The sequence below is a fragment of the Olivibacter jilunii genome, from assembly GCF_900607235.1.
GTDB classification, from domain to species: domain Bacteria; phylum Bacteroidota; class Bacteroidia; order Sphingobacteriales; family Sphingobacteriaceae; genus Olivibacter; species Olivibacter oleidegradans.
The window spans coordinates 1,169,884-1,196,401 of record NZ_LR027849.1 but is presented as its reverse complement, the minus strand read 5'-3'; the positions used below and the strand labels follow the sequence as shown (position 1 = coordinate 1,196,401).

15 protein-coding genes are annotated in these 26,518 nt (G+C 40.6%); 8 read left to right on the top strand and 7 right to left on the bottom strand.

The annotated features are described in order from the left end of the window. Nucleotide 1 precedes the first annotated feature (1 nt). A complete protein-coding gene (locus E0E36_RS11145) occupies nucleotides 2–1,843 on the bottom strand; it encodes a DNA topoisomerase 3 (protein WP_130855994.1) in 1,842 nt (613 codons plus the stop codon). Between the two features lie 119 nt (nucleotides 1,844–1,962). Between E0E36_RS11145 and E0E36_RS11140 the strand changes: the two genes are divergently transcribed. Together E0E36_RS11140 and E0E36_RS11135 are read left to right on the top strand one after the other, a co-directional pair. Next, nucleotides 1,963–2,745 carry a M90 family metallopeptidase gene (locus E0E36_RS11140; protein WP_130855993.1) on the top strand — a complete coding sequence of 261 codons (783 nt, stop codon included), beginning with the start codon at nucleotides 1,963–1,965 and terminating at the stop codon, nucleotides 2,743–2,745. A 309-nt stretch (nucleotides 2,746–3,054) separates the two neighbouring features. Beyond that, the gene (locus tag E0E36_RS11135; protein WP_130855992.1) at nucleotides 3,055–4,683 is read left to right on the top strand and encodes an NADP-dependent glyceraldehyde-3-phosphate dehydrogenase; all 1,629 of its coding nucleotides are present in this window, start codon (nucleotides 3,055–3,057) and stop codon (nucleotides 4,681–4,683) included. 72 nt (nucleotides 4,684–4,755) lie between these two features. On the opposite strand, the gene E0E36_RS11130 is transcribed toward E0E36_RS11135, so the two are convergent. After that, on the bottom strand, nucleotides 4,756–6,045 hold the full coding sequence (locus tag E0E36_RS11130) for a M16 family metallopeptidase (RefSeq protein WP_130855991.1): 1,290 nt from the start codon (nucleotides 6,043–6,045) through the stop codon (nucleotides 4,756–4,758). Between the two features lies 1 nt (nucleotide 6,046). Then, nucleotides 6,047–7,282, bottom strand: a complete 1,236-nt coding sequence (locus tag E0E36_RS11125) for a M16 family metallopeptidase (RefSeq protein WP_130855990.1) — start codon at nucleotides 7,280–7,282, stop codon at nucleotides 6,047–6,049. 116 nt (nucleotides 7,283–7,398) lie between these two features. Between E0E36_RS11125 and E0E36_RS11120 the strand changes: the two genes are divergently transcribed. Then, nucleotides 7,399–8,283 carry a 1-aminocyclopropane-1-carboxylate deaminase/D-cysteine desulfhydrase gene (locus E0E36_RS11120; RefSeq protein WP_165446961.1) on the top strand — a complete coding sequence of 295 codons (885 nt, stop codon included), beginning with the start codon at nucleotides 7,399–7,401 and terminating at the stop codon, nucleotides 8,281–8,283. A 136-nt stretch (nucleotides 8,284–8,419) separates the two neighbouring features. Continuing rightward, entirely contained in the window at nucleotides 8,420–9,751 is a 1,332-nt protein-coding gene (lat, locus tag E0E36_RS11115) for an L-lysine 6-transaminase (RefSeq protein WP_013666933.1), read from the top strand. Between the two features lie 4 nt (nucleotides 9,752–9,755). Here lat and E0E36_RS11110 read toward each other — a convergent pair whose 3' ends face one another. From E0E36_RS11110 to E0E36_RS11100, 3 genes are all read right to left on the bottom strand, one after another. Next, the gene (locus E0E36_RS11110) at nucleotides 9,756–11,030 is read right to left on the bottom strand and encodes a hemolysin family protein (protein WP_130855988.1); all 1,275 of its coding nucleotides are present in this window, start codon (nucleotides 11,028–11,030) and stop codon (nucleotides 9,756–9,758) included. Nucleotides 11,031–11,129: 99 nt separating this feature from the next. Next, on the bottom strand, nucleotides 11,130–12,110 hold the full coding sequence (locus tag E0E36_RS11105) for a GlxA family transcriptional regulator (protein ID WP_130855987.1): 981 nt from the start codon (nucleotides 12,108–12,110) through the stop codon (nucleotides 11,130–11,132). A gap of 145 nt (nucleotides 12,111–12,255) precedes the next feature. After that, nucleotides 12,256–12,477 carry a CDGSH iron-sulfur domain-containing protein gene (locus E0E36_RS11100; protein ID WP_013666936.1) on the bottom strand — a complete coding sequence of 74 codons (222 nt, stop codon included), beginning with the start codon at nucleotides 12,475–12,477 and terminating at the stop codon, nucleotides 12,256–12,258. A gap of 127 nt (nucleotides 12,478–12,604) precedes the next feature. Here E0E36_RS11100 and E0E36_RS11095 point away from each other — a divergent pair, with 127 nt between their 5' ends. Further along, entirely contained in the window at nucleotides 12,605–13,075 is a 471-nt protein-coding gene (locus E0E36_RS11095) for an NUDIX hydrolase (RefSeq protein ID WP_130855986.1), read from the top strand. 27 nt (nucleotides 13,076–13,102) lie between these two features. On the opposite strand, the gene E0E36_RS11090 is transcribed toward E0E36_RS11095, so the two are convergent. After that, nucleotides 13,103–14,161: a DNA topoisomerase IB gene (locus tag E0E36_RS11090; RefSeq protein WP_130855985.1), complete on the bottom strand. Its 1,059-nt coding sequence runs from the start codon at nucleotides 14,159–14,161 to the stop codon at nucleotides 13,103–13,105. Between the two features lie 661 nt (nucleotides 14,162–14,822). Here E0E36_RS11090 and E0E36_RS11085 point away from each other — a divergent pair. Genes E0E36_RS11085 through E0E36_RS11075 form a run of 3 tightly spaced genes read left to right on the top strand, consistent with a single transcriptional unit; the run spans nucleotide 14,823 to nucleotide 26,450 of the window. After that, entirely contained in the window at nucleotides 14,823–21,866 is a 7,044-nt protein-coding gene (locus E0E36_RS11085) for a type I polyketide synthase (RefSeq protein WP_130855984.1), read from the top strand. A 10-nt stretch (nucleotides 21,867–21,876) separates the two neighbouring features. After that, a complete protein-coding gene (locus E0E36_RS11080; RefSeq protein ID WP_130855983.1) occupies nucleotides 21,877–26,160 on the top strand; it encodes a type I polyketide synthase in 4,284 nt (1,427 codons plus the stop codon). Then, the gene (locus E0E36_RS11075; RefSeq protein ID WP_013666941.1) at nucleotides 26,148–26,450 is read left to right on the top strand and encodes an acyl carrier protein; all 303 of its coding nucleotides are present in this window, start codon (nucleotides 26,148–26,150) and stop codon (nucleotides 26,448–26,450) included. Before E0E36_RS11080 ends, E0E36_RS11075 begins: the two co-directional genes overlap by 13 nt. The last annotated feature ends 68 nt before the right edge of the window (nucleotides 26,451–26,518 follow it).

Genomic DNA, 26,518 nt, shown 5'->3' with positions numbered 1-26,518 from the left:
TTTATCCCTGATCTTCCAACAAAAGCTCAAGTTCTTTTCCTGCTATTAATAGCTCTTCCGTGATTTTTCTCGTGTACTGCTTAATTTCTTCTTTAAATGCCTTGACGGACGCTCCGGAGCGTATTTCTTCCAATCGCTTTTCCCATTGACCTGTTAGCTCCGCTTGTGCAATTAGTTTATCTTTCACTATGTCGTATACAGCAAGCCCGGTTTCCGATGGCAGTAAGTTCTTTTTCTTTCTTGTAATATAAGAACGCTTTATCAAGGTTTCGATGATTGATGCGCGCGTTGCCGGAGTCCCTAGCCCACTTCCTTTCATTGCATATCGCAATTCTTCGTCCTCAATTTCCTTACCTGCCGTTTCCATTGCTTTCAATAAGCTTGCCTCGGTATAAAGTGGTTTAGGCTTGGTTTGTTTTTCAGCGATGCTTTTTTCTATAATAGCCAAGCTTTCGCCTTCACTTACTTTCGGTATGGTGTTGTTCTCCGGTTGATCTTGATCATTCTCTTCCGGTTCATTGTATACGGCGCGCCAGCCCGCAGATCGAATTACGGTACCATTTGCGATGAATTTTGAACCTGATTCAATGGTAATCTTAGTGAGGTCCTTCACACAGACCTCATGAAAAGCCTCTAACATCCTTCCGATAATCATGTCATATAGTACCTGCTTATCAGGTGACAGGTTTCGTGCCGGTTCTCCCGTCGGTAAAATAGCATGGTGATCTGTCACTTTCTTGGCATTGACACTTCTTTTGTTGAGTTTGTTATTGGCCAAAACTATAGCTTGTTTCGAAAAAAAAGGATGCTGTTGTTGCTTTTCGATGAGTTGCGGAATGGTTTCAAAAACATCATCACCTATATATTGACTACCTGTACGAGGGTATGTTATTAATTTTTCCTCATATAGGCGTTGTAGAATTGCCAGCGTTTCATCAGCGGTGTATCCTTTCTTTTTGTTCGCTTCTTGCTGTAAGCTACTGAGGTCGTGCAGCAATGGAGGTTGCTCCTTTTTTGTTTTTGTTTCGACTTTGCTGATATCCCCCCCTGTAGCAAATCCATCTGCTACACTTTTGACGGCATTAAGAACTTCTTCTGCCTCTTCCCTTTTATAATAGTTTTTTTTGGAAACGGCTTTGAAGTTCTGCCCGTCCTTTTGCAAGGAAATGATGACCTGAAAATAAGTCTGAGGGATAAAGTTCTTGTTCTCCAGGTATCGAGCGCAAATCATTGCCAAGGTGGGAGTCTGCACCCGACCCAAGGATAACACGGTTTTAGATCCGGCTGATATACTCAGGGCTTGGGTCGCATTCATCCCTACGAGCCAATCAGATTCAGAGCGGCAATGAGCTGAATAAAACAAGGTATCATAATCCTTGCCGGGTTTAAGGTTCCTAAACCCATCTTTAATGGCTGCATCAGTCTGTGAGGAGATCCAAAGTCGCCTAAACGGCTTTTGACAATGGAGATAATGATAAATGTATCTAAAGATAAGCTCTCCTTCCCTACCGGCATCCGTTGCTACAATAATCTCCGTCGCTATATCAAAAAGAGCTTTTATGGTATTGAGCTGCTTGCGTACAGATGGATCCTCAATCATACCTTCGTTCGTTCTGATTTTTCGAACACTCAGCTTTAGTTTTTGCGGAAGCATCGGCAGATTTTTTACTTTCCATCCTATATATCCATATTCTTGCGGTGGGGCTAATTGCAGTAAATGACCAAAGGCCCAGGTGAAGGAGTATCCTTTGCCTTCTATATATCCGTCTCTTTTCGTCGTAGCTCCAAATACCTTTGCCAGATCACGTGCTACAGACGGCTTTTCTGTTATAATGATCTTCATTAAGATTGCTTTTGGAACCGCTAAATTAGGGTATCTACGCTTAAATTTCGTCTTTTTTTATTAGATGATTGATTGTCTTTTGTTTAGCAAATTGTATTTTAGTTTACTTTAAAAATAATATGGAAATCTTATCATACCTCTTTTTTGGAATAACGATTTCGATCGTGTTATTGTTTATCTGGTCAAAGAGGAAACGAGCCTGGAGAAAGGGGGCGCAGGAAGGCTTGACCGAAACTTATAGCGGGATATTAGAACAATACGTATCCTTTTATAGGGACCTTAATGACGCGGACCAAGAGCGCTTTCTTAACGAGATTACCATTTTTTTAAGAGACGTGCACATTGAAGGTGTTGGTACAGAGGTGAATGAGTTGGACCGGGTCTTGATTGCCTCGAGCGCTGTTATCCCAATTTTTAATTTTCGCGGTTGGCGCTATAAAAACCTTAGTAACATTGTCTTATATCCTGATACGTTTAACAGTGACTTTCAATTTGTTGGTGCACGCCGAAACACGTTGGGTATGGTAGGCGAAGGTTTTATGAATGGCCAAATGATATTATCGAAAAGTGCCTTACATCACGGATTTTCGGAAAATAGCAATGGGAGTAATACAGCAATTCACGAGTTTGTTCATCTGATCGATAAGCGAGATGGAAGTGTCGACGGAATCCCTGAGCTTCTTTTGGCACGCCCCTACGTGATTCCCTGGATAAAAATGATGCATGCTGAAATGCATCGGATTAAAGCGGGTCGTTCCGATATTGATCCTTATGCGCTAACAAATGAAGCAGAATTTTTGGCTGTTGTATCGGAATATTTCTTCGAAAAGCCAACTAAATTCAGAGATCACCATCCCGAACTTTTCGATCTCCTGACAAAGATGTTTGGCAAAAAGCCTTGAAAAATGGACTTCGTTCCGTTCTATCCTGCATACGATTAACTCGTTTGCTTAGTGAGAAAGAAGTAGTGAACTGTTTCCTTATTTGTTGGTTAAAGCAGCTGCTAAAACGAAAAAGGATTTAGTATTAGATTTTCAGTCCTTTTTTGTTTGTTAAAATAAAGCCTTAAAAATTATTTAACTGTTTATTAATATGTGTTTTTGTTGTGAAAATATTAATAAATTATCTATTTTCACCAAATCCAAACAGAAGGCGATGATAAGTTGCCACAGCTTAATATCGACTGTTTTACAATCATTCAAACAAAAGAAATGAACTTTAACGATCAATTGAAATCTCTATTTGTACCGGAAAGCGAAATACCGGAAGAGTTTGCCATTCATGAAGAACTCCATCAGCGAGAATATCTCTGTGATGGGGAGATGCGTAGCTGGACAGGTCCTGTCAGCGAAGTGTACTCGCCCATATGTGTACCCGACGCGCAAGGAACTTTGCAGCGTAAATTTATTGGCACCTATCCTATTTGTACCGACAAGGAAGCCTTGGAAGCACTGGATGCCGCTGTAAACGCCTATGACAACGGTCGTGGCGAATGGCCTACTATGAGTATTGACAATCGGATTAAATGTCTACAAAAATTTGTTTTCAAAATGAACGAGCAACGCTCGTTGGTAGTTAAGCTGATTATGTGGGAGATTGGGAAATCTCATACGGACGCGGCGAAAGAATTTGACCGGACAGTTGATTATATAAACGCTACGATTGATGCACTAAAAGATATAGACCGTCAGTCATCCCGATTTGAGATCGAAGAAGGCGTCGTAGCACAGATAAGACGGTCGCCCATTGGTGTAGTTTTATGCATGGGGCCATTTAACTATCCATTAAATGAAACATTCACAACGCTGATCCCGGCGATTATTATGGGAAATACATTGCTTTTTAAACCACCGAAACACGGTACATTATTGCATTATCCTTTATTGAAGGCTTTTCAGGAGTCTTTTCCAAAGGGTGTAGTTAATACGATCTATGGACGAGGAGCAACGATTACACCGGGCCTGATGCAAACAGGCAAAATAAATGTGTTAGCTTTTATAGGTTCAAGTAAAGTAGCAAATGACCTTAAAAAACGCCATCCAAAGATTAATCGCTTGCGGGCTGTACTTAGCTTAGATGCCAAAAATGCGGCAATCGTTACTAAAAATGCCGATATTTCGCTTGCTGTTAATGAAACTGTATTGGGCGCTTTATCATTTAATGGACAGCGGTGCACCGCTATTAAGATCGTTTTTGTTCATAAGGACATTGTGGATGATTTTCTTATTAAGTTAGGGGAAGCCATTGCAAAATTGAAATTCGGTATGCCTTGGGTTCCGGGTGTTAGCTTAACCCCCTTACCGGAGCCAGGTAAACCGGAATATTTAAAAGAGTGCATCGATGATGCTCTCCTACACGGTGCAAAGGTCGTTAACGAAAATGGCGGAGCTAGTCTAGCTTCTTTTGTTTACCCCGCAGTGGTTTATCCTGTAAATGAAAAAATGAAATTGTATCGCGAAGAACAATTTGGCCCCGTTATTCCGGTAATTCCCTATGACTCGATTGAGGAGCCAATTAAATATCAGATTGATTCTCCCCACGGTATGCAGGTAAGTATTTTTAGTAATCATGCGCAGGAGATTGCATCGTTGATTGATCCATTCGTAAATCTCGTTAGCAGAGTGAACATCAATAGCCAGTGCCAAAGGGGACCTGACAAATTCCCCTTCACTGGTAGGAAAGATAGTGCAGAGGGCACCTTGTCTGTTGTAGACGCTTTGCGTTCCTTCTCTATTCGATCATTGGTAGCCACCAAAATGAATGACAAGAATAAAGAACTCATCAATGAAATTGTAAATCATCAAGATTCTAATTTCTTGAGTACTAATTTTATATTCTAAAAAAGAAGCAGTCTCCGGTTCTTGACGAAGACCCCTATCGGAGACTGCCTTTATGAATGTGTTTATTTCGGATTAACCAACCATTTTGCCAACTACTACCTTGATCATATTATTATAATCAAGATATTTGTTAGCAGTATTCATAATGGTTTCGGGTGTACTACTTTTTACAATCTGTAAGTGGCGATTATAGTATGTTAAATCCAATCCAACGAAGTGTACGTTTTTAAATTTATCTACATGAGAGAAAACGTTTTCCAGTGAGCCAAGAAAAGCACCATTCACGTAATTTTTTACTAAGTTTAGCTCTTCTATCGGTATTGGCTCATTTCGCAAACGATCGATTTCTTTTTCGATTTCTACCAGTGTTGCATTGGTTACCTCTACGCCAACTTCAGTTGCTATGGTAAAAAAAGCCCCATATTTTAAAGATGCGATGCCTGATCCGATGCCATACGTAAAACCTTTTTCTTCGCGAATATTGGACATCAATCGTGACCCGAAATAACCTCCTAAAATCGTGTTTAATAGCTGAAGTGAAGAAAAGTCAGGATGCTTTCGGTTGATGGTTTGGTAGCCTACTCGAATAGCTGATTGTAAGGCATCCGGTCGTTCAATAAGTATGAAATTTCCCTTTTGCGAGCCCTTGTCCACCATGCGCTGTTGCGTTTGATCAAGCGGGCGGGCATCCCATTGATCTCCGAAAATCTTTCTAACAGTTTGATGGACTTGGTTTGTCACTCTGCCCGATATAAATATCGTGCAATTACCTGCATTTATCTGGTGCTGATAGAGCTTCAAAATATCCGAACGCTCTAATCGATCATAGTCTTCTATTTCGGGGGAATATGCATATCGATTGCTGTCGAAAATAGTTTTGTTAAAAACTCTTCTTGCAACAAAGTCGTTTTTCTTTAATGATACAGAAAGATTTTGTTTGTTGTTACGAACATAAGTATTTAGCTCACTTTCGGGGAAAATACTTTCTGTTAGAACGCTTTTTACAATAGGCAATAACTTCTCTACGTGCTTATTTAGGGCATATAAAGTAAGAGAGGTATGATCAAAAGAATACTCCGGCTGCAAAAATGCGCCATAAAAATCTACTTTTTCCGCTATTTCCGCGCTCGCATATTGTTTAGTGCCCTCCAAAAACATACCGGCTAAGGCAATATTAAGTAATGGAAGGTGCAGATCTTCGGTATTCAGGTTTTGGAATACCCATTCTATTTTTACCAAATCCTGCTCCCCGGAGTTGAAAACAAAGAGATCTACTCCGTTTTGTAACACTTCGTGTTCGGGTTGCAAAAGCCTTACTTCTTCTACAACATTAAATTGGGGGGCAATGGTTCTGTCTATCATGCTAACTTGCTAAATAAAATAAAGTGGACGAATTTTCTAATTGAAATATTTGTTGTGCTGTCTTCTGTATATCCTCAGGGGATACATTTAGGTATTTTACAACTTCGTCGTTAAGCATATCTGCGTTGCCTAGCAATTCAAAATATGCCAGATTCATCGCCTTGTCAAGAATTGACATCTCTGCAAATACCATGGTCGATTCTATTTTATTCTTTACCTTTTCAAGTTCATATCCCAACACGGGCGTATTTTGTAAATCACGTAATTGTTCCCATACAGCGTTTTCGGCAAGCTCCATTGTGGTACTTGGCAAAGGTTTACCTTCTACTATAAATAAACCATTATCTAAACTGCCCAATAAATAAGCATTTATTTCACTGAAAAGCGATTGCTCTTTTACTAATCGACGGTACAATCGGGATGAATTACCTCTTGATAATATGTCTGAAATCAAATCGCAGGTATAATAGTCTTTTGAACGCCTATCGCTCATATGGAATGCCATATAGAGACTATTAACCGGTACATTGGCGGTAACTACCTCTCTTCGCGCCTCCAATTGCTTTGGCTCCGCCTCAAGATTGCGAATATATTTGGTACCGGAAGAAATGGAGCCGAACCACTTTTCGGCTAAATCTTTTACCACACTTACGTCCACGTCTCCTGCAATAACTAATATGGCATTTTGCGGCGTGTAATGTTTCTTAAAAAAATCCTTCACATCTTGTATTGATGCCAGTTCTATGTGGGAAATTTCCTTTCCGATGGTGGCCCATTTGTAGGGATGCTGTTTGTATGCCAACGGTCGTAACTTAAGCCATACATCTCCGTAAGGTTGGTTAAGGTAACGTTGCTTGAATTCTTCCGATACTACTTGTTTTTGCGTTTCCAGGCTTTTTTCGCTAAACGCCAAACTTAACATGCGGTCGCTCTCCAACCAGAAAGCAGTTTCCAGATTAATGGCAGGCAGCGTTATGTAATAATTTGTGATATCATTGCTGGTGAAGGCGTTACTTTCGCCACCAACTCGTTGCAGCGGCAAATCAAACTGAGGGATATTAACGGATCCACCGAACATCAAATGTTCAAAAAGATGAGCAAACCCCGTCTTATCGGGTTCCTCATCCCTTGCTCCTACATCGTAAAGTATATTGAGTACGGCCATTGGAGTCGACTTGTCTTCGTGTACCAATACCCTTAAGCCATTGTTTAACGTGAACCTTTCATATTTTACCATAGATTGTTGTTTTATTTTGGGTTAGCAAACCTACTATAATTTTTAGAATAAAAAACCTAACAATCTAATATTTGCCGGCTTTTCCGTTTAGTTTTGTATGGCAAAAATTACACAGCATGTTTCCTTTTAATTTTTTTAGTCCTATAGAGCGACTACGATACGAGCCTTTTTATAAAAAGAACTATACAGTAGATATCAAACGAGATGATCTGATCCATCCCTTTATCTCAGGCAACAAATGGAGAAAGTTAAAGTATCTGTTGCAAGATGCTCATAAAAACGGAAGGAATCATTTGGTAACATTTGGCGGAGCTTGGTCCAATCACCTCCTTGCAACCGCCGCTGCCGCTGCTTCATTCGGATTTAAATCTACCGGCTTTGTGCGAGGCGAACTGGTAGACAACGCCAATCTGAAACTTTGTCAATTATTTGGTATGCAGCTTATATTTGTTGAAAGAGAGGCTTATAGAAATAAACAACATGTGTTTGATCACTACTTTGGACAGGACAAATATGCCTATTTCATCAACGAAGGAGGCGCTTCCTCTCTTGCTTTACTCGGTTGTGCGGAAATAATTGATGAGCTTCGCACAGATTATGATCATATCTTTTGCGCCTGTGGGACGGGTACGACTTTAGCTGGCTTAAGTATGGGATTAAAACAGCGTAACCAACAAACCAAATTACATGGTGTTTCTGTTCTCGCCGGTGGTGATTTTCTCTTAGAGGATATAAAAAAATTGTACGGTGAAGCAGACAACATTACAATACATACAAGCTATCACTTTGGTGGATACGCAAAAACAAAACCCCCATTAATGGATTTTACTAAGTCGTTTGTTAGCAGCACCGGTGTCTTAATAGAACCTGTGTATACCGCTAAAACCTTCTATGCATTGATGGATTTGATTGAAAACAATTACTTCCAAGAAGGTGCAAGAATTTTAGTCCTGCATACCGGTGGACTGATCGGTATTTTAGGTAAAATAGACGAGTTTTAGTGATATTTTGTTGAATTGGTATTTTTTTGTCATAAATAATAGGTTGAAATTTAAATATGAAATAATTATTCGGTATAAATTGCGTTTTTTGAAATTTTATCTTATGTTTGATAATAAACCAAATCAATAGCATTTTATGAACAGGATCTCCATTACTCCCGAAAATGCACAGGCCATTATTGGTAAACACGTACTTACTGATGGTTATGACTTAACATTGGATCTAAAGAAGAGCCAAGGCGTTATGATGTATGATTCAAAGCATGGCAGAGAAATTCTCGACTTCTTCACTTGCTTTGCTTCCGTACCACTGGGTTATAACCATCCTAAAATGTTAAATGATGGCGATTTCAAAGAAGATTTACTACTAGCGGCATTAACAAATCCATCTAATTCGGACATTTATACAATGCAGTACGCTAAATTTGTAGACACATTTGATCGTGTGGGGATTCCCTCTTATTTACCGCACGCTTTTTTTATTGCGGGAGGTGGTTTGGCCGTGGAGAACGCGCTGAAAACAGCAATGGATTGGAAAGTACAAAAAAATTTCCAAAAGGGATATATTAAAGAAAGAGGGTTTAAAGTTATACACTTTCAGAAAGCTTTTCATGGTCGTACAGGTTATACCCTTAGTTTGACCAATACACAACCGGAGAAAACGAAATGGTTTGCCAAATTTGACTGGCCCAGAGTGAGCGTTCCGTATATCGAATTTCCTTTTACTGACCAAGGATATGAAGATCTTCTTAAACGCGAAGAACAGTCGCTAGCTCAAATTAAGCAAGCTTTTGCCGACAATAGAGATGATATTTGCGCTATTATTATTGAACCTATACAATCTGAGGGTGGCGATAATCACGTAAGGAGAGAATTCTTGGAACAGCTACGTATTTTAGCGAATGAAAATGATGCGCTTTTAATTTACGATGAGGTGCAGACCGGCGTAGGTTTAACAGGTAAATTTTGGTGCCACGAGCATTTTGGGGCGAAGGCGAGGCCTGATATTATCGCATTCGGGAAGAAAATGCAGGTCTGTGGCATTTTAGTAGGCGAAAAAATTGATGATATAAAAACAAATGTCTTTAAGGTTCCCTCACGGATTAATTCTACTTGGGGCGGAAATTTGGTTGACATGGTAAGAGCGACTAAAATTTTGCAAATCATTGAAGAAGACAAGCTCGTTTCGCAAGCCGCCGAACTCGGTGAATATTTACAGCAAAAGCTTTTGACCTTAGCAGACAAGTACACGATAATTAATAATGTTAGAGGTCGAGGATTACTAGCAGCTTTTGATTTTCCGAACAAAGAAAGTCGAAACCATTTTTTAAAGAAAAGCCTTGATAAAAATGTGTTATTGTTGGGATGTGGAGAGCGAAGCATTCGTTTTCGGCCAGCTTTGGTAATACAACGTGACGATATTGACAAGGGTGTTAGCATAATGGGCGAAGTTCTTCAGTCCTTGTAATAGGCTATTCGGGAATGCGGGTAATAAGTATCTTATCGATACGCATTCCATCCATGTCAACAACCTCAAGCTCAAAATTATTCCATCTAACTTTTTCAGTCAAGGTAGGGATATGGTCTAACAGTTTTAACAATAAACCTCCCAGCGTGGTGAAATTATTGGTTTCAGGGACATCAGACACCTTGAAATATTGAATAAATTCAAAGAGGGGCAACTTACCGTCAGCTAACCATGTATTTTCAGAACGCTGTATAATTTGATAATCGTTTGCTGTATCCGTCTTATCACTTATCAATTCATCTAATATATCATTGATAGAAATCAGTCCCTGAAGATCACCATATTCATCTAAAACGATTCCATAATGCTGCTGTGCGCTTCTTAATAGCTCCAAAACTCGATAGGCCGCGGTATATTCCGAAACAAACAGCGCTTTTCTGACATGGCGCTTCAGGTTCGGTGAAGAAGTGGAGGATTCTTGCAGAAAAAGTTCCCTAACCGAAACCAGTCCTAGTAAATTATCCAACGATCGTTCACATACCGGATAAACCGAATGAGGTCGACTTCGGATTTTTGATTTTATGGTCTCCCAATTATCGTTTATATCAATCCAAACAAGATCCATGCGATGAGTCATTAATTCGCCGGCCCTTCTATCTCCTAATGAAAAAACACGCCGGACAAGATCTTGTTCTATTGGTTGTATTTCCCCTCCCTCCGTACTATCTTTAATGATGGCATTTATTTCTTCTTCAGAGACGGCCTCATCATGATAGTCCTTTATTCCAAATAAGTTAAAAAAAAGATTGCTGGTTTTCGTCAAAATCCAGATAATAGGTAAAGAGATTCTGGAAAGTATGGTCATTGGCGCCGCGATAGTTGTCGCAATTGCCTCAGGATAATGCAAACCTATCCGTTTTGGAATGAGTTCACCGAATACAATAGTAAGATAGGTAATAAATAAAACGACTAAAAAGACTGCAACTGATTCCGCGTAAGGGGTGATTAACTCGATGCTTCTTAAATAGTTGGCCACGGTCAGCGTTAAACTTTTGCCGCTAAAAAGTCCGGTAAGAATACCAACAAGCGTAATACCTATTTGAACCGTTGATAAAAAGGTCGTTGGATTGTTGGCTAATTCGAGCGCTTTAGCTGCCCCCGTATCCCCTTTCTTTATTGAAGCTTCCAGCTTGAACTTTCTGGTTGAAACCAAGGCGAGCTCACTCATCGAAAAAAGGCCATTGATAAGAATGAGTGCAATGATGATTACAATTTCCATTATTCTATTAAATAAATCTAAAAGACGGGTTTATCTCTATCTTTATCTAACAAAATGGGCATCTATTGGTTTTTAGTACTTCTGAAGTTCTTATTCTATTTAAACGGCAATCTGTCTATTATACTTACTTTTATATTGTGTTGGTGAAAGGCCCGTGATACGTTTGAAGGTTGTCCGAAAGGACTTGGAATCACTATAGCCCACGTTATACATTACCTCATTTACGTTTTCATTGCTTGTCTCAAAACTTAACTTGGCGGCTTCAATTCTGACGCGTTGTATGTATTCTAAGATCGTGTTGCCGGTTGCCTTTTTAAAGCGTCGTTCAAAGTTCCTTCTTCCGGTGGCCAATTTATCCGCAAGATCTTCAACGGTAATGCGTTCGCGGAAATTCTCCTCAATAAGCTCCTGTGCACGCCGAACGGTTAAATCTTCATGATCTTTCTGTCTTTGAAAGATGATAAACTGAGATTGATTGTTTCTTTCGATATCAATTTCAAACATTTTCGATGATCGAATGGCCATTTCACGCCCGGCAAATTTCTCCACCAAATACAGGATGAGATTTAGCGACGAGTAGGCACCCCCACTTGTATAAATTCCCCTTTCGTCCGTAATAACCTTGTATGGCATCAGTTTCACGTGTGGGAACATACTACTGAATTCATTAGCCGATAACCAATGCGTTGTGCAGCTTCTACCGTTTAACAAGCCAGTAGAGGCCAAAAGAAAGGCACCGACACATAATGAGGCAATTTCGGCCCCAAGTTGATATTGCTTTTGAATCCAAGGCACAAATTCACGATTTACGGCTACAATATCTTTCATATTTCCGTGAATAGCAGGAATAACAATGAGGTCTGTTTTTTTTAGCTGATGAATCGTCGTGTCAGAACGTATGCTAAAGATTCTGCCCGATGAAACTGCTTCGTCTGAAAGGCCCACTATCTGAATGTCGAAAAGAGCTTCCTTTCCGGTGCTTTGTAGCGCTTCATTAATTTTAGAGAACATTTTATAGGTGGCTTCCATGCTACTCAAGCTCGTTTCGCCTATTGGATTAAGTAAAGAGATATGTTTCATGGAACGAGGTTTAATGTTAAAATACCGCCTTAAACGCTTTAATTCAGATAACAAATTTAGCATAAAAGGGTGTCGCAAGCAACACCCTTTTATGACGCAATTTGCCTTGAATGACAACTGCTTTTAAATTTGGAGAATCGTTGTTCTATTTTTTCGGCGGGAGATCGAACGCGATTGCTTCGTGTTCGAAATGTCCTTTATGAGAGCCGTCGCAAAACGGTTTTTTTGATGACAGGCCGCAACGACAGATCGATACAACCGTGCGTCCATCCAAACCATATGGCGTACCGTTTTTGTCAACTATTTCAAATTCTCCTTCCACCCTTAGGGAGCCGTTTTCGTTGATTGTTAGTTTAGTTTTAGTCATGAGTTATAATTTGTGCAAAAGTATAAATATGTGGCAGCTCCCTGTAAAAATAAACGCAATTCAGATTGATTCTTCGATTTTCTCTGACAGAAGGTATACATTTGTCAATTAAAGAGCCCTTATACTTATGAAAAGAAGCGCAGGTATTTTGCTTTATCGACTAAAAGACGGAAAGGTGGAGTTTTTCCTCGTTCACCCCGGTGGGCCATTTTTTGCGAAAAAAGATCAGGGCTTTTGGACGATCCCTAAAGGAGAGTTTGAAAATGCCGAACCTCCACTTTCCGCAGCAAAACGCGAATTTGAGGAAGAGACGGGATGCTCCATTGAAGGCGAATTTATTGAGCTGGACCCTGTGATTCAAAAGGGCGGAAAGAAAGTCCTATGCTGGTTGTTGGAAGGGAATATGGACTTGGATAACATCCGAAGTAATACCTTTGAGATGATATGGCCTCCCAAATCGGGAAGAATACAACAGTTTCCCGAAATAGACAAGGCTGGATGGTTTTCCATAGACGAAGCAAAACGATTGATAAACGAAAAGCAATTTTCGTTCCTTGATCAGGCTTTTTCTCTCCTTAATGCTCGGATGAATAGTTGAATAATCACTTCGTCCTATTTGGATCAATCAAGAAGTTAATCTCAATAGGATTTGCTGGCTTTTCTTTAAGTTATGAAGAAATGTTATCAAGAGTGGTTCGACTTCATGAATAGGCAGCGATTTCACTTCATCGCTAGTAGTTTTGCGAAGATAGCTTTGCAAGCTGCCCGCTAAATAGGCGTCAATTAAGTCATTACAAACATATGAAGCTCTACATACGGCTCTTGTGTTTCCCAATTTTTTAGCAACGAAATCGAGACAGGCATTTAGGTTCTTTTTATAAGACTTCACCTGTTGCTCTTCAGTGCTTAGCTCAAGTAGGTACTTAAAAGCCCATAAGGTTGCATACCATGTTCTAAAATCCTTTGACGTAAAGTTCTGTCCGGTGTGCCTTTGGATATATTCATTTAAATCGCCGGAATCTAAGGAGCAGATTTCCTGATCGTCATTATAATATTGAAAAACCTCTTGGCCTGGAATTTCCATAACCTGACGAAGTCTCTTAGTCAAACTACGATTACTGAGTTTAATGTTGTGCTTTTTGCCCTTTTTTCCTGTAAAGTTAAAAGTAACAATTTGTCCTTCTATTTTTACATGTCGACTTCGTAAGGTCGTCAATCCATAACTGTTATTCTCCCGTCGATAGCGGTCGTTCCCGGCGCGCATAAGAGTGTTTTCCATGATGCTGAGTGCAATGGCAGAAACGCGGTCTTTACCAAGGTTTCGTTGTCTGCAATCAGCCGTAATCGCCTCTCTCAATGATGGTAGTACCTTTCCAAAGGCGAGGATACGATTAATTTTGTGTTTTTCTCTTGTTTCGTTCCATAGCGGGTGATATAAGTATTGCTTTCTCCCCTTATCGTCCAATCCGGTGGCCTGAAGGTGGCCATTATCGTAAGGACTTATCCAAACGTTTTTCCAAGCTGGCGGAATCACTAAACTTTTTATTCTTTTTATTAATTCTTTATCAACGATCGGCTTTTTATTGATGTCTAAATAGCAATATCCCTTCCCCTTTTTTACCCGAGTATAACCATCAGAACTATCATTACAATAGCGCAACTGCTGCTTGCTTACTTTTAACATAACTGTCCGAATTTAGAATAGTTAACATATATTACTAAGCTTTTGTGTGAATTAGGGAGCTGAATAATCGAATGTTTTTTACTAAAGTGTCAGACACTTCATTTTAGCACATGATGACGCAGAATAGGCTTAGCATGTTTTTTGGTACCACATTAGATTTATGCTAATGCGGAGGGCGCTCGCATAATATTTGGAACTTTTTTTATGCGTATTTAACATGGAATCGAGCTTCTTTAATGTTTTCTTAACAAAAAATCAACAAAACCATCATTACCGATCGAAAAACAGTTGAAATGTTGCCGATTTGCTTTAAAAAACCAATGAACAAAATGAACAAAAGAAAAAAGTCCATCATTTACTAATTTGCATCACAAATAACAGATAGAAATGCTTTGTTATAATCTCACGCTATTCGAGGCAAACACAAAAGAATGATGATTGCATATTGTAATTTAAAGACACCTCTTCTATTTCTTTGTTCGCTTTTGAATTTATGCACATACAAAGCAAATTAATAAAACGAATGCTGATTTGGCCTTCGTAAGAACCTCACATAATAGTTCATCAAATTTATGAAACAGAACAATAAGCAGATTCCTTAAACGAAAAAAATCCAACCAACTATTTTTTATCGTTTACTACACTTATAATTATTAGCATCATGAAAACAGCAAAGTTGATTGGTATTACCCCTTTCGAGCTTCCTGATTTGGCTTTATTGAAGGCACTTAGTAAAACCCCTTTTGCACCGGTTCTCCATATCGGTAGAAATCACGATCAGATAGAAAAAATATACGATAATATAAAATCCTATAAGCCAAAGTCCATAGGTCTTTGTTTTCCTGACTCCCACATTCCATCAAAGGAACTTCCATCGTCTGTAGCCTATATTATTATGCCATTTTCTAACGAAATCTCAATGGAGGCTATTGACGTAGAAATTATTTTTCAAGTTTATTCTGTGGAAGAGGCAAGACTCGCCAAGGCCAGAGGTGCAAAAACAATTATTATTAAGGGAAATGAATCGGGAGGTCATGTTGCCTATGAAGCCACTTATATTCTATTCCAGCATGTGATCCAGGATTTTGATCTGCAAAGTCTATCAGTATGGGTACAAGGTGGTATAGGGATTCATTCTGCCGCAGCACTTATTGGATTAGGAGCGGACGGAATCGTAATGGATAATCAACTATCGTTATTCCCGGAATGTAAGGCACCGCAAGCGCTAAAAAATGTCATTGAAAAATTAAACGGTACCGAAACTAAATTAGTCGGTAACTTCCGCGTATTAAATCGCCCTAATGCACCGGAACTTCCCCAAGGTGCTACTTTCTCGGATTTACTTCCATACTTGAATGGAAACTATACACTGGAAGATTCTTATTTGCCTATGGGGCAAGATGTTATCTTGTCAAAAGGACTTGTTAGCAACTATAAAACAATCAATCACCTCGCATCTGGTTTACTTGAAGCTATCAATGGTCATATTAAGCAAGCCAAAACTGAGCATGTGTTAAGAGAAGATAATCCTTTAGCGAAGGAGCTTAAGATACGCTATCCAATAGCGCAGGGACCAATGACTCGAGTGAGTGATCTTCCAAGTTTTGCGGAAGCTGTATCTTTGGGAGGTGCACTGCCTTTTGTAGCACTTTCGTTAATGACGGGTGAAAAAGCAAAAGAATTGATCGTAAAAACGAAAGAAGTGCTTCAAGACCAAACCTGGGGTGTCGGAATCCTCGGTTTTGCGCCGCAAGAATTAAGGGAGGAACAGTCTCGCTACATTTTAGAGGCAAAGCCCCCTGTCCTACTCGTAGCCGGTGGTCGTCCGTCCCAAGCGATTCCTTTTGAAAAAGCCGGAATTAAAACCTTCTTGCACGTTCCTTCTCCTACCCTTCTTGACCTATTTATAAAAGAGGGTGCAAGAAAGTTCGTATTCGAAGGAAGAGAGTGTGGGGGGCACGTTGGTCCGTTATCGTCTCTGGTACTTTGGGAACTTCAAATTGAGCGTATTTTAAAAGAGGAACAGCTACCATCATTTGAACTATTTTTTGCCGGTGGAATACATGATAGTTTTTCAAGTGCCTTTGTATCCATCATGAGTGCTCCATTAGCTATCGGTGGTGCAAAAATTGGTGTGCTCATGGGGTCAGCTTATATTTACACAAAGGAGGCGGTTGATTCGGGTGCTATTCTGCCTGGTTTTCAGGAACAAGCGATAAAGCAGGCGGAAACCGTTCTGTTAGAAACTGCTCCCGGCCATGAAACCAGATGTTTGCAATCGCCTTTTACCTCCTACTTCGAAGAAGAAAAGCGGAGACTTGAAAAGGATGGTGTCGATAAAAAGCAGATATGGGAATCATTGGAGCAGTTAAACGTGGGGCGTTTGCGCATCGCTAGCAAAGGAATCGAACGGGTATCTGAGAATCTGATATATCTGAACGAGGATGTGCAATATCAAAAGGGTATGTACATGATCGGACAGGTAGCCGCTTTAAACAATAAGATCAGAACCATAGCTGATTTACACGAAGATGTCGCCAAAAACAATTATAAACATATTGAACATGCAGAGACCTTTACCTTAACAGAAACAACCAATCATGCGATCGATATAGCTATTATTGGAATGGCATGTATCTATCCGGGAGCACAGGATATTGACGCTTTTTGGCGGAATATACTAGATGCTAAAAATTGTATTACGGAGGTGCCTGATGAAAGATGGAATAAAGAGATTTATTATGATCCATTAGATACCAACGGCAGCAAATCTCCATCAAAATGGGGTGGATTTATACCGAAGATCGAATTTGACCCGCTTGAATTTGGAATTCCCCCGCAGTCGTTGGCCGCTATTGATCCAACACAGCTGTTGAGTCTGCTTGTTGCAAAGCGGGCACTTGAACATGCAGGTTATGCCGCGAAGGACGCTAATAAGGAGAATGTATCGGTTATCATAGGTGCGGAAGGTGGCAATGACTTGGCCAATAATTACAGTTTCAGAGCACTTTTCTCGCAATTTTTCGGCGAAATACCGAAGGAAGTTGATGAATCCTTACCAAAACTTACTGAGGACTCGTTTCCGGGGGTATTGGCAAATGTAATTGCCGGTCGAATTACCAATCGATTAGACCTTGGTGGCCGTAATTATACAGTGGATGCTGCATGTGCTTCTTCGCTGGCGGCTATTGACTTGGCATGTCAAGAGCTCATCCTCAACAAATCTGATATGGTGATTGCCGGAGCGGCGGATTTACATAATGGTATCAATGATTATCTGATGTTTGCCAGTACACATGCTCTTTCGAAAAAAGGTCGATGCGCAACCTTTGATGCGGAGGCTGATGGCATCGCTTTAGGCGAAGGTGTGGCAATGGTTGTGCTGAAAAGATTGGAAGATGCGCAACAGGACGGTGATCAAATTTTTGCCGTAATTAAAGGTGTAGGCGGCTCCAGCGATGGAAAGAGTCTTGGGTTAACAGCACCTCGACTTGCCGGACAAACGAAGGCATTGGAAAGAGCCTATTCGCAGGCGGGTTTATCCATATCATCTGTTGAACTCTTCGAGGCACATGGTACCGGCACGGTGGTTGGAGATCGCACTGAATTGAGTGCATTAACGCAGGCAATGGTTAAGAGCGGAGCCATCCCGCAACAAAGCCATCTTGGTTCAGTTAAAACCCAAATTGGGCATACAAAATGCGCGGCGGGTATGGCAGGCCTGATTAAAAGTGCGTTGAGTGTATATTACGGAATTAAACCGCCGACTATTAACTTAAAAGAACCTAATGGTTTTTACAACGAAAAAACAAGTCCGTTTGTATTTACCGACAAAGCTGGTTTATGGTCCAATCCACAACGAGTAGCCGGAGTTAGTGCTTTTGGTTTCGGCGGCACGAACTTTCATGCCGTTATTTCCAATCATGCAGATAACAAGGAAATACCGTTCTCTGTTACGAAGCAATGGCCCGCGGAGCTCTTTGTTTTCAGAGGAAATGATTACGAAGAGGCCAGTCTCCTACTCAAGAAAACAAAACGATTAATTGATCTGAACGACTCGGTAAAGTTACGTGATATTGCGTTCTCTCTTGCTACCTATAGCAATGCTCCGGTACAATTATCTATAATCGCTGATTCCATAGCAGATCTGCAATTCAAGATAGATTTGGTATTGTCCGGTACGCATGCGAAGGATACATACATAACAAAGGAGGTTAAGGGAAAAACGGCCTTCCTGTTTGCTGGTCAAGGAAGTCAGCGAATACACATGGCTAGAGAGCTATTGGTGAACTTTCCACGGATGAGATCACTTCTCAGTCGTTACCCGGCATACGAAAAAATACTTTTTCCTAGCAATGCTTTCAGTGAAGAAAGTTTAAAGAAGCAAAAGGAAGCCATTAAAGATACGCGTATGGCGCAACCGCTTTTAGGAATAATAGATATAGCGATTGCTAACCTTTTGAGTGATCTTGGCGTCATCCCCGATATGCTGGCAGGCCATAGCTACGGAGAGCTTCCGGCACTCGCATTTGCAGGGGTGTTCAATGAGGGGGATCTCGTTGCTTTAAGTAAAGGGAGAGCCGAAGCTATCTTGGCCTCGACAGGTGACGACAAGGGGATTATGGTAGCCGTAAACGGTGATAAAGCGATGATCGATCAGTTGTTGTCTTCGAGAAAGAACATATACGCCGTCAATCATAATTCTCCACAGCAATGGGTTCTAGCAGGCGAATCCGCTGTGATGGAAAGCTTTATGCAGGTCTTGAAGGAACAAAAAGTTTCCTACCGGCAACTGGAAGTAGCCTGTGCTTTTCATAGTCCGTTAATTGCAAAGGCGGAATCTCTTTACGCTGATTTGTTGAACGATTTTTCATTTAAACAGCCTAGCATTCCTGTTTGGTCAAATACAAGTGCTGCTTTATATCCAACGGAAAGTACCGAAATCAAGAACCGTTTGGCTTCTCATATTGTCAATCCTGTGCTTTTTTCAGACCAAATAGAAGAAATGTACGCGAATGGTGCCCGAATTTTTATTGAGGTTGGGCCAGGTAAGACGCTAACAAGTTTGACAAAGTCGATTTTAGGCAAGGAAGAGGTTGTTATACATACAGAGGAAAATGGAAAACACGGTATTTTCCAACTATTAGTGGCTTTAGCGCAATATATAGCTACAGGGAAAACCGTACAGATAGATGTTTTATTTGCAGATCGACAAGCAACTTGGTTAGATCTGGACAACCCGGAGAAACTCAAGAAAAGTTCCTCAATCTGGCTCGTGGATGGTCAGATGGCGATGCCTGCTCAAGGCAAACTACCCGCTTACAGTGCACTGCCTGTAACGAAGCCTATCATTAATTTTAAAGAACTGACCGTGCAAAACAACACAAAAAGTGATACTTTATCGGTACAAGGATCTGCTGAGCAGCTCACCTTGGAATATTTAGCAGGTATGAAGATGCTAATTCAAGCACAACGGGATGTCCTCCTCGCCTATCTAGGACAGCCTAGTACGAACAATTATATCCATACAAATCCTAATACGGTTCCGGTATCAATGCCTAGTCTCATTGAAAAGAGAGAACAATCTCCGGATCCTGTAGGTAAGAAAGCTAATGAAAACGAACTAATAACATCCGGTCCAAAAACGACAAAGCCTTTGTCTACGATTCTGATGGAGGTGGTAAGCGAAAAAACAGGTTATCCAAAGGATATGCTAGGAATGGATCTGGATCTGGAAGCAGATTTGAGTATTGATTCCATTAAGAGACTCGAAATTATTGGCGAGTTGCGTATACAGTTAAGTAACTTTCAGTTTAAAAATAAAAGCCAAGATGAAATGGTGGAACAATTGGCTTCCATCAAAACACTTAATGGTTTACTTGGATGGTTTGACGCAAACATTATAAACGATGTTAATGAAACCTTAACAACGGAAATAACCCGGCAACAACCTGCGCTTCAGAAAGGTGATATCCAAGATATGATTCTAGGAATTGTAAGTGAGAAAACAGGATACCCAACGGAAATGCTCGGTCTTGATCTCGACTTGGAGGCTGATCTAAGTATAGATTCCATCAAAAGAATCGAAATAATCGGTGAACTCAAAGTTAAATTAGAGGCTATTATGCCTGGCGATGAGGAAAACCAAGAGCAAATGGAAAAGCTATCTGCGTTTAAAACCTTAAATCATTTGATCGATTGGATAGCCGCCAAACTATTAGCTAACGGTGAATCTAAAAGCCTTGCAGATAAAGAAAAGCCGTTCGTTGACACCTTACTTGGAAATAACGAACTTAGTGATACATTGAAACGGATCAAGTTTGAATTGACAGATGTTCATGCTTTATTAAAACAGGACTATCCTAATACCTTGCAAGGTGCAAAAGTTGCCATTACACGCGATGGGAATCTCGGTTTTCTGATTAAAGAGAAGCTGGAAGAACGAGGCGCAATTGTCGATATTGTACCACAAGAAAAAGACCTGGCAAGCTATGACGGACTGGTGATTTTAGATATGGTCGCATCTAATCACCGATTAAATATTATCGATGCCGTCCGCATGGTAAAATCGTTGGATATGAACCGTGTTAAGTGGGTTTATGTGTTATCTGATCACGGTGCTCATGTTGATAAGAATGAAGATCCCAAATTTCTACGAAGTTATCAGGGATATACGGGTTTTATTAAAAGTCTAGATAAAGAATATGATCAGGCAAAATGTCGGACCATTCATTTTATGAATGAAACAAAAGAAGATAAAATTCCTGACTTATTGATTGATGAAATGCTTTGCACGGATGAGCCATCAGTTATCTATTACAAAGATAATTTTAGACATGCAGTTAAAGAAACGAACGATCCTTTACAGACTGCAAACAGAAGTCCGTTTGTTATGGATAAGGATGCTGTTGTTCTTGTTTTAGGGGGTGCCCAAGGGATTACCGCCGCGTTAACTACACATTTAGCGAAGGAGTATCCTTGTAATTATGTGCTAGTAGGCCGGTCTTCATATCCGAGTGACGTGGACTCAAATCAGATTATCATGCAAAGCAAAGAGGAAATCAGAAAGAGCCTAATTGAGCAAGGGTATTCCAAGTCACCTGCAGAGATTGAACAAAGGACAATACAGTTGCATAAAACACAACAAATCCTAAGTAGCATGCAGGCTATTAGGGAACAAGGTGCAAATGTGAGTTATCATGCTGTTGACGTAAGAGATGAAGATGCGCTAGTGCTTCTGATACAGGAGCTCTATAAGAAATATGGCAGAATTGATGGCGTAATTCATGGAGCAGGTATTTTGGAAGATAAGTTATTTGAAAATAAAACGGCTGATTCCTTCGAACGGGTCTTTAGTACGAAAGTGACCCCCTTACGCGTACTCGCTGAACAATTGAGAAACGATACGCAATTTATTGTGTTCTTTTCCAGCATAGCTTCTGTTTATGGAAATAGAGGCCAAACAGATTATGCAGCGGCAAACAGTGTGCTGGATCATTATGCAGAGGTGTTACGAAAGAAAATGAAAGGTCGAGTAATGGCAATCAATTGGGGACCATGGAAAGGTGCCGGGATGGTGTCCTCCAGTCTCGAGAAAGAATACGAACGTCGGGGCATATCGCTAATTCCCTTGGAAAGAGGAAAAGAAACATTTGCCAATGAAATAAAATATGGAAATGAGAGTCGGGTTTTAATTATGGCATAGTTACGCAGAAATGAATAAAAAAGATATTGCAATTATCGGGATGTCTGCTGTATTTCCGGGAGCTCCCGATATCAATTCGTATTGGAATAACATTTTAAAGAAAGTTGATGCTACGGGACCCATACCGTCAAGTAGAATTAACGAGCGGTATTTTATTCCCGATGATGAATCCTACGATCGATTCTATTGCTCGCGTGGTGGCTTTATTGATGATTATGCGCATTTTGACCCCGTTACATTCGGTATTCTTCCACTTGCTGTAGAAGGGATGGAACCTGACCAATTACTCACGCTTCAGTTAGTTCATAGCGCTTTGGAAGATGCCGGTGTTTGGAAGAACAAATACAAACTTGATAGAACTTCTATTATCATAGGAAAAGGCAATTACGTGGGGCCTGGGGCGACGCGAGCGGTCGAAGTTGTACATGTAGCAGAGCAGCTGGTGAATGTTATACGGCACTTAATGCCAGATTTAAAAGAGGAGGAGATCAAGCGGATAAAAAAGGAGTTCCAGAAGAAAAAAGGGCGCTTCACTCCGGATACTGCGATGGGCCTCATACCTAACCTGATTGCTTCATTAGTGGCTAATCGTTTTAACCTAGGAGGAGCCGCTTATACCGTTGACGCTGCCTGCGCAAGTTCGTTATTGGCTATAGACCATGCCGTGAACGAATTAGTAAACGATCGATCGGATATGGTCATTGCCGGAGGTGTTCATGTCGGCCAAAACGCCACATTTTGGAGTATTTTCCATCAATTGGGAGCGCTTTCCAAACGGCAGCAAAGTAGGCCGTTTGATAAGGACGCCGACGGATTAATAATTGGTGAAGGTTGTGGTTTCGTAGTCTTGAAAACGCTCGATAAAGCATTATTAGACGGTGATCGGATTTATTGTGTCATAAAAGGTGTCGGTATAAGCAGCGATGGTTCGGGAACGAGTGTCATGAGTCCCTCCACCAAAGGACAAGCGAGGGCAATCGAACAGGCATGGCAACAAGCTGGTTTGTCTGTTAACGATATCGGTTACTTAGAGGCCCATGGTACCGCCACGGTTATTGGCGATCGTACTGAACTGGAAACGCTTAAATTGGTGTTTGGTTCGGCTAGCAAAGGGAATAAAGCAAAAATCGGGAGTGTAAAATCCATGATTGGACATGCGATGCCCGCGGCTGGCATTGCCGGTGTAATAAAAACGGCTCTAGCACTGTATAATGACACGCTTCCCCCTACCTTGCACTGCGATTCACCTATTGAGGTTTTGGCCGAAACTCGATTTGAACCGGTAAATGAACCGATAAACTGGTCTAGCAGCGGTTTACCGCTAAGGGCCGGTGTAAATGCCTTCGGTTTTGGCGGCATCAATGCGCATGTTGTATTGGAAGCTTTTACAGTAAAAAATACGGTACATCAGGCCAAGCGAGTAGCAGAGGATGAAGTGCGAGTATTGGCACGAAAAAGTGTGGATGAATTAATATTAGCGCTAGAAAGTGGCAGCAATGATATAGGCGATGGTGATTTTCGCATAGCAGTTTTTAATCCAACGGTAGACCGGATTAAAAAGGCGATCAATATCGTGACTAAAAATAAGCCCTGGCGTAATAGACAGGATATATGGTATACAAATGCGCCGCTACTACGCGGAGAGAAGAAAATTGCTTTTCTATTCCCCGGTCTAGATGGCTTATCATCGGGCGAAACCGAAAGTGTTTCCAAATACTTTAAAATAGAGCAGGAGTTTCTACTTGAAGATTCTATGCATGATACAAAAGTTTTTGTTTCTGCCTTGAATCAACTTCAAAATAGTAGAACGATTGATCTAGCGATGAAAAAACTCGGGGTTGTACCGGATATCAATGCAGGACATAGCATGGGCGAGTGGCTGGCGGCCATGTCAGCAGGTTTGGTTACAACGAGTTCTGTCAAACATTTAATAACAAAGCTTGATCCTCAATTGTTTGAAGTAAGCTATGCCAGGTTTATCGCAGTTGGTTGTAGTTATGAACGTATTAAGGGGATTTCAGAAAAAATTCCGTCCCTCTATTTAGCAAATGACAATTGCCCTCAGCAAGTAATACTCTGCGGTACGTACGAAGCAATTGAGCAGCTCATTACGGAATTGAAGGTACACCAAATTTTTCATCAGGTTTTACCATTTCAATCCGGTTTCCATAGTCCTTTTATTAAAGATAGAGTGCCTCAAATATTAGAAGGCATCGAAGAAATAGATTTTTTAAGGGTAAAGATTCCAGTTTGGTCTGCCACAAACCTGGCCCCTTACCCTGATACAGTGGAGGCGATAAGGCAACTTAATGTTGAACATTTAATACAGCCGGTTAGATTCAGGGAGCTTATTGAAAAATTATACCATCAAGAACAAGTGCGTGTTTTTATCCAGATTGGAGCAGGCGGCATAACAGGCTTTGTTGATGATACCCTTAAAGGAAATCCATATAATGCTTTATCTACTACTTCTCCCTATCGAGATGGATTATCTCAGTTGCGAAGAATACTTGCCTCATTGTATGTCGACGGTAAAGAAGTCGACTTAGATTTTTTAGGTCTTCAAACAAAATCACAGAAGAATGCATCTGTTAAGTTAAATCTTGGTTCACCGCTTGTAAGCACGTGGGATTTTCCGATCCATTCATCGTTTACAAAGCCACCTAAAGATACCGGTTATGTGAGAACACAACGAACGGTAAAACATCCACTTGCGATGGCTGTGATGGACAATATGGAGGAAGCGATGGGTATGTATTCGGATCTGATCGAACTGATTGAAAACAAGGAGTTTTCGAATCCACTACCACAGTGTTTTAATAGGTTTGGAACCGAATCTCATGTGCCCGGGCATTTTGAAACACCGTTCAATATTTCGCTAGATCAGCATCCCTATCTTATAGACCATGCACTGGTAAAACAAAAGCCAGGTTGGCATTGTCCGGAAGATATGGATCCGGTAATTCCGATGACAATGATTTTGGAATTGCTAGGTGAAGCTGCTTTTAATCACGAAAGACAACGAAAGTTGAGCAGAATACAACAGATCCGGGTTTTCCAATGGATGAATGTGAGTAAGCCGTTCAGGGAAAAAGTAGTTGGTGAGAGGAAAAATGACTCTATATGGAGCGTCCGTATTGATAAGTATGCCGAGGCGGAAGTTGTATTAGCTGAAAAATTGGAGAGCTCTTCTTTGCAACTGTTAACGGTGGGTAATTTATTGGATATACAAATTGATCCCGTAACCATTTATGATCGACACATGTTCCATGGGCCAGCTTATCAAGGTATAAAAGCTGTCAATTCTATTGGTGATAAGGGAATAAGGGGAATAATCGTTGGCAGTGGAGGAAAAGGCTCACTGCTAGATAATGCCGGGCAATTATTCGGCTTATGGTTGCAATTAACCTTAAAGGTGAATAAAGTTGCATTTCCTATCAAAATCGATGAAATTATATTTTATCAGGATTTCGCTGATCAGACAGGCGAATTCGAATGTACGTGTTCGCTAACGGACATCAATGATGAAACGGCTACTGCCAACTTTCTGCTTAAAAGAGACGGAAAGGTCTGGGCGGTGATTAATGGATGGCAGAATATACGGTTGGAGTTTGACGAACGCCTATGGCAAGTGTCTATGTCTCCTAAATTCAACCTATTGTCGGAGGAGATATATCCGGAGGTATTCAAATTTCACAAGGCTTACCAAAAAGTTATTTCGTGGGATTTTATTGCAAAACGTTACTTGCCACTAGCGGATCGTAACTTCCTAAACGGCTTAGCGCTTAACAAGAGAAAGAAATGGTTAGTTAGTCGTGTTGCCCTAAGAGATGCGATAAGATCATTACTCTTAAGAGAAACGAACACTGCCTATTACCCCATAGAATTTAGTATTGCTAAACTTGCTACCGGACAGCCCGTTATACAAGGGCCTTTAGCTGCAGATGTTCAGATCTCAATAGCACATAAAAATGATGAAGCCGTAGCCATTGCACGACTCGGTAAACCTGTTGGAATCGATATGGAAGAAATCAAGTCGAGAGGGGTGGGTTTTGAAGAAATCGCCCTGACGGCCAACGAACGACTTTTGTTAAAAGGAAAAAAAGATCGGGACGAGTGGATTACGCGCTTTTGGGTAGCAAAAGAGGCTTATGGGAAGTCAATTGGGAAGGGCTTGGCTGGCAATCCAAAGACTTATCAAGTAGGTGCAATTGAGGGGGATGAGCTGATTATTGAAAGTATAAAAGTTAAAACAATTAAGTACAACAATTATATCATAGGATGGACACTGTAGAAAATTACAACAAACTAAAAAGTGAGGAAATCTTTAGCTTATTGAAGCAGTTTATAACAGATATTATCGGTGAAGAATTTATTGAAGAAATGGACATCTCGATGGAAAGTTCTTTTACAAAAGATTTAGAGATGGATAGTATTGAGATCGTCTCTTTTTCGGAAAAAGTAAAAGCACATTTTGGAGAGGGTATCGATTTTACCGGTTGGCTCTCTGGCTTGGATTTGGATCAATTGATTGATCTAAAAATAAAGGACATCGTAAATTATATACTTTCTTCTCAAGTTTAATATTCCATTTAATCCGTAGGATGTCTGGAAGTCGCTACGCTGCCAACGTCAGGGTTCTTTCATTACAT

What these genes read in the sequence shown, in the direction of transcription:
- E0E36_RS11145 (WP_130855994.1), bottom strand. Translation starts at nt 1,843, where the DNA reads ATGAAGATCATTATAACAGAAAAGCCGTCTGTAGCACGTGATCTGGCA.
- E0E36_RS11140 (WP_130855993.1), top strand. Translation starts at nt 1,963, where the DNA reads ATGGAAATCTTATCATACCTCTTTTTTGGAATAACGATTTCGATCGTG.
- E0E36_RS11135 (WP_130855992.1), top strand. Translation starts at nt 3,055, where the DNA reads ATGAACTTTAACGATCAATTGAAATCTCTATTTGTACCGGAAAGCGAA.
- E0E36_RS11130 (WP_130855991.1), bottom strand. Translation starts at nt 6,045, where the DNA reads ATGATAGACAGAACCATTGCCCCCCAATTTAATGTTGTAGAAGAAGTA.
- E0E36_RS11125 (WP_130855990.1), bottom strand. Translation starts at nt 7,282, where the DNA reads ATGGTAAAATATGAAAGGTTCACGTTAAACAATGGCTTAAGGGTATTG.
- E0E36_RS11120 (WP_165446961.1), top strand. Translation starts at nt 7,399, where the DNA reads ATGTTTCCTTTTAATTTTTTTAGTCCTATAGAGCGACTACGATACGAG.
- lat (WP_013666933.1), top strand. Translation starts at nt 8,420, where the DNA reads ATGAACAGGATCTCCATTACTCCCGAAAATGCACAGGCCATTATTGGT.
- E0E36_RS11110 (WP_130855988.1), bottom strand. Translation starts at nt 11,030, where the DNA reads ATGGAAATTGTAATCATCATTGCACTCATTCTTATCAATGGCCTTTTT.
- E0E36_RS11105 (WP_130855987.1), bottom strand. Translation starts at nt 12,110, where the DNA reads ATGAAACATATCTCTTTACTTAATCCAATAGGCGAAACGAGCTTGAGT.
- E0E36_RS11100 (WP_013666936.1), bottom strand. Translation starts at nt 12,477, where the DNA reads ATGACTAAAACTAAACTAACAATCAACGAAAACGGCTCCCTAAGGGTG.
- E0E36_RS11095 (WP_130855986.1), top strand. Translation starts at nt 12,605, where the DNA reads ATGAAAAGAAGCGCAGGTATTTTGCTTTATCGACTAAAAGACGGAAAG.
- E0E36_RS11090 (WP_130855985.1), bottom strand. Translation starts at nt 14,161, where the DNA reads ATGTTAAAAGTAAGCAAGCAGCAGTTGCGCTATTGTAATGATAGTTCT.
- E0E36_RS11085 (WP_130855984.1), top strand. Translation starts at nt 14,823, where the DNA reads ATGAAAACAGCAAAGTTGATTGGTATTACCCCTTTCGAGCTTCCTGAT.
- E0E36_RS11080 (WP_130855983.1), top strand. Translation starts at nt 21,877, where the DNA reads ATGAATAAAAAAGATATTGCAATTATCGGGATGTCTGCTGTATTTCCG.
- E0E36_RS11075 (WP_013666941.1), top strand. Translation starts at nt 26,148, where the DNA reads ATGGACACTGTAGAAAATTACAACAAACTAAAAAGTGAGGAAATCTTT.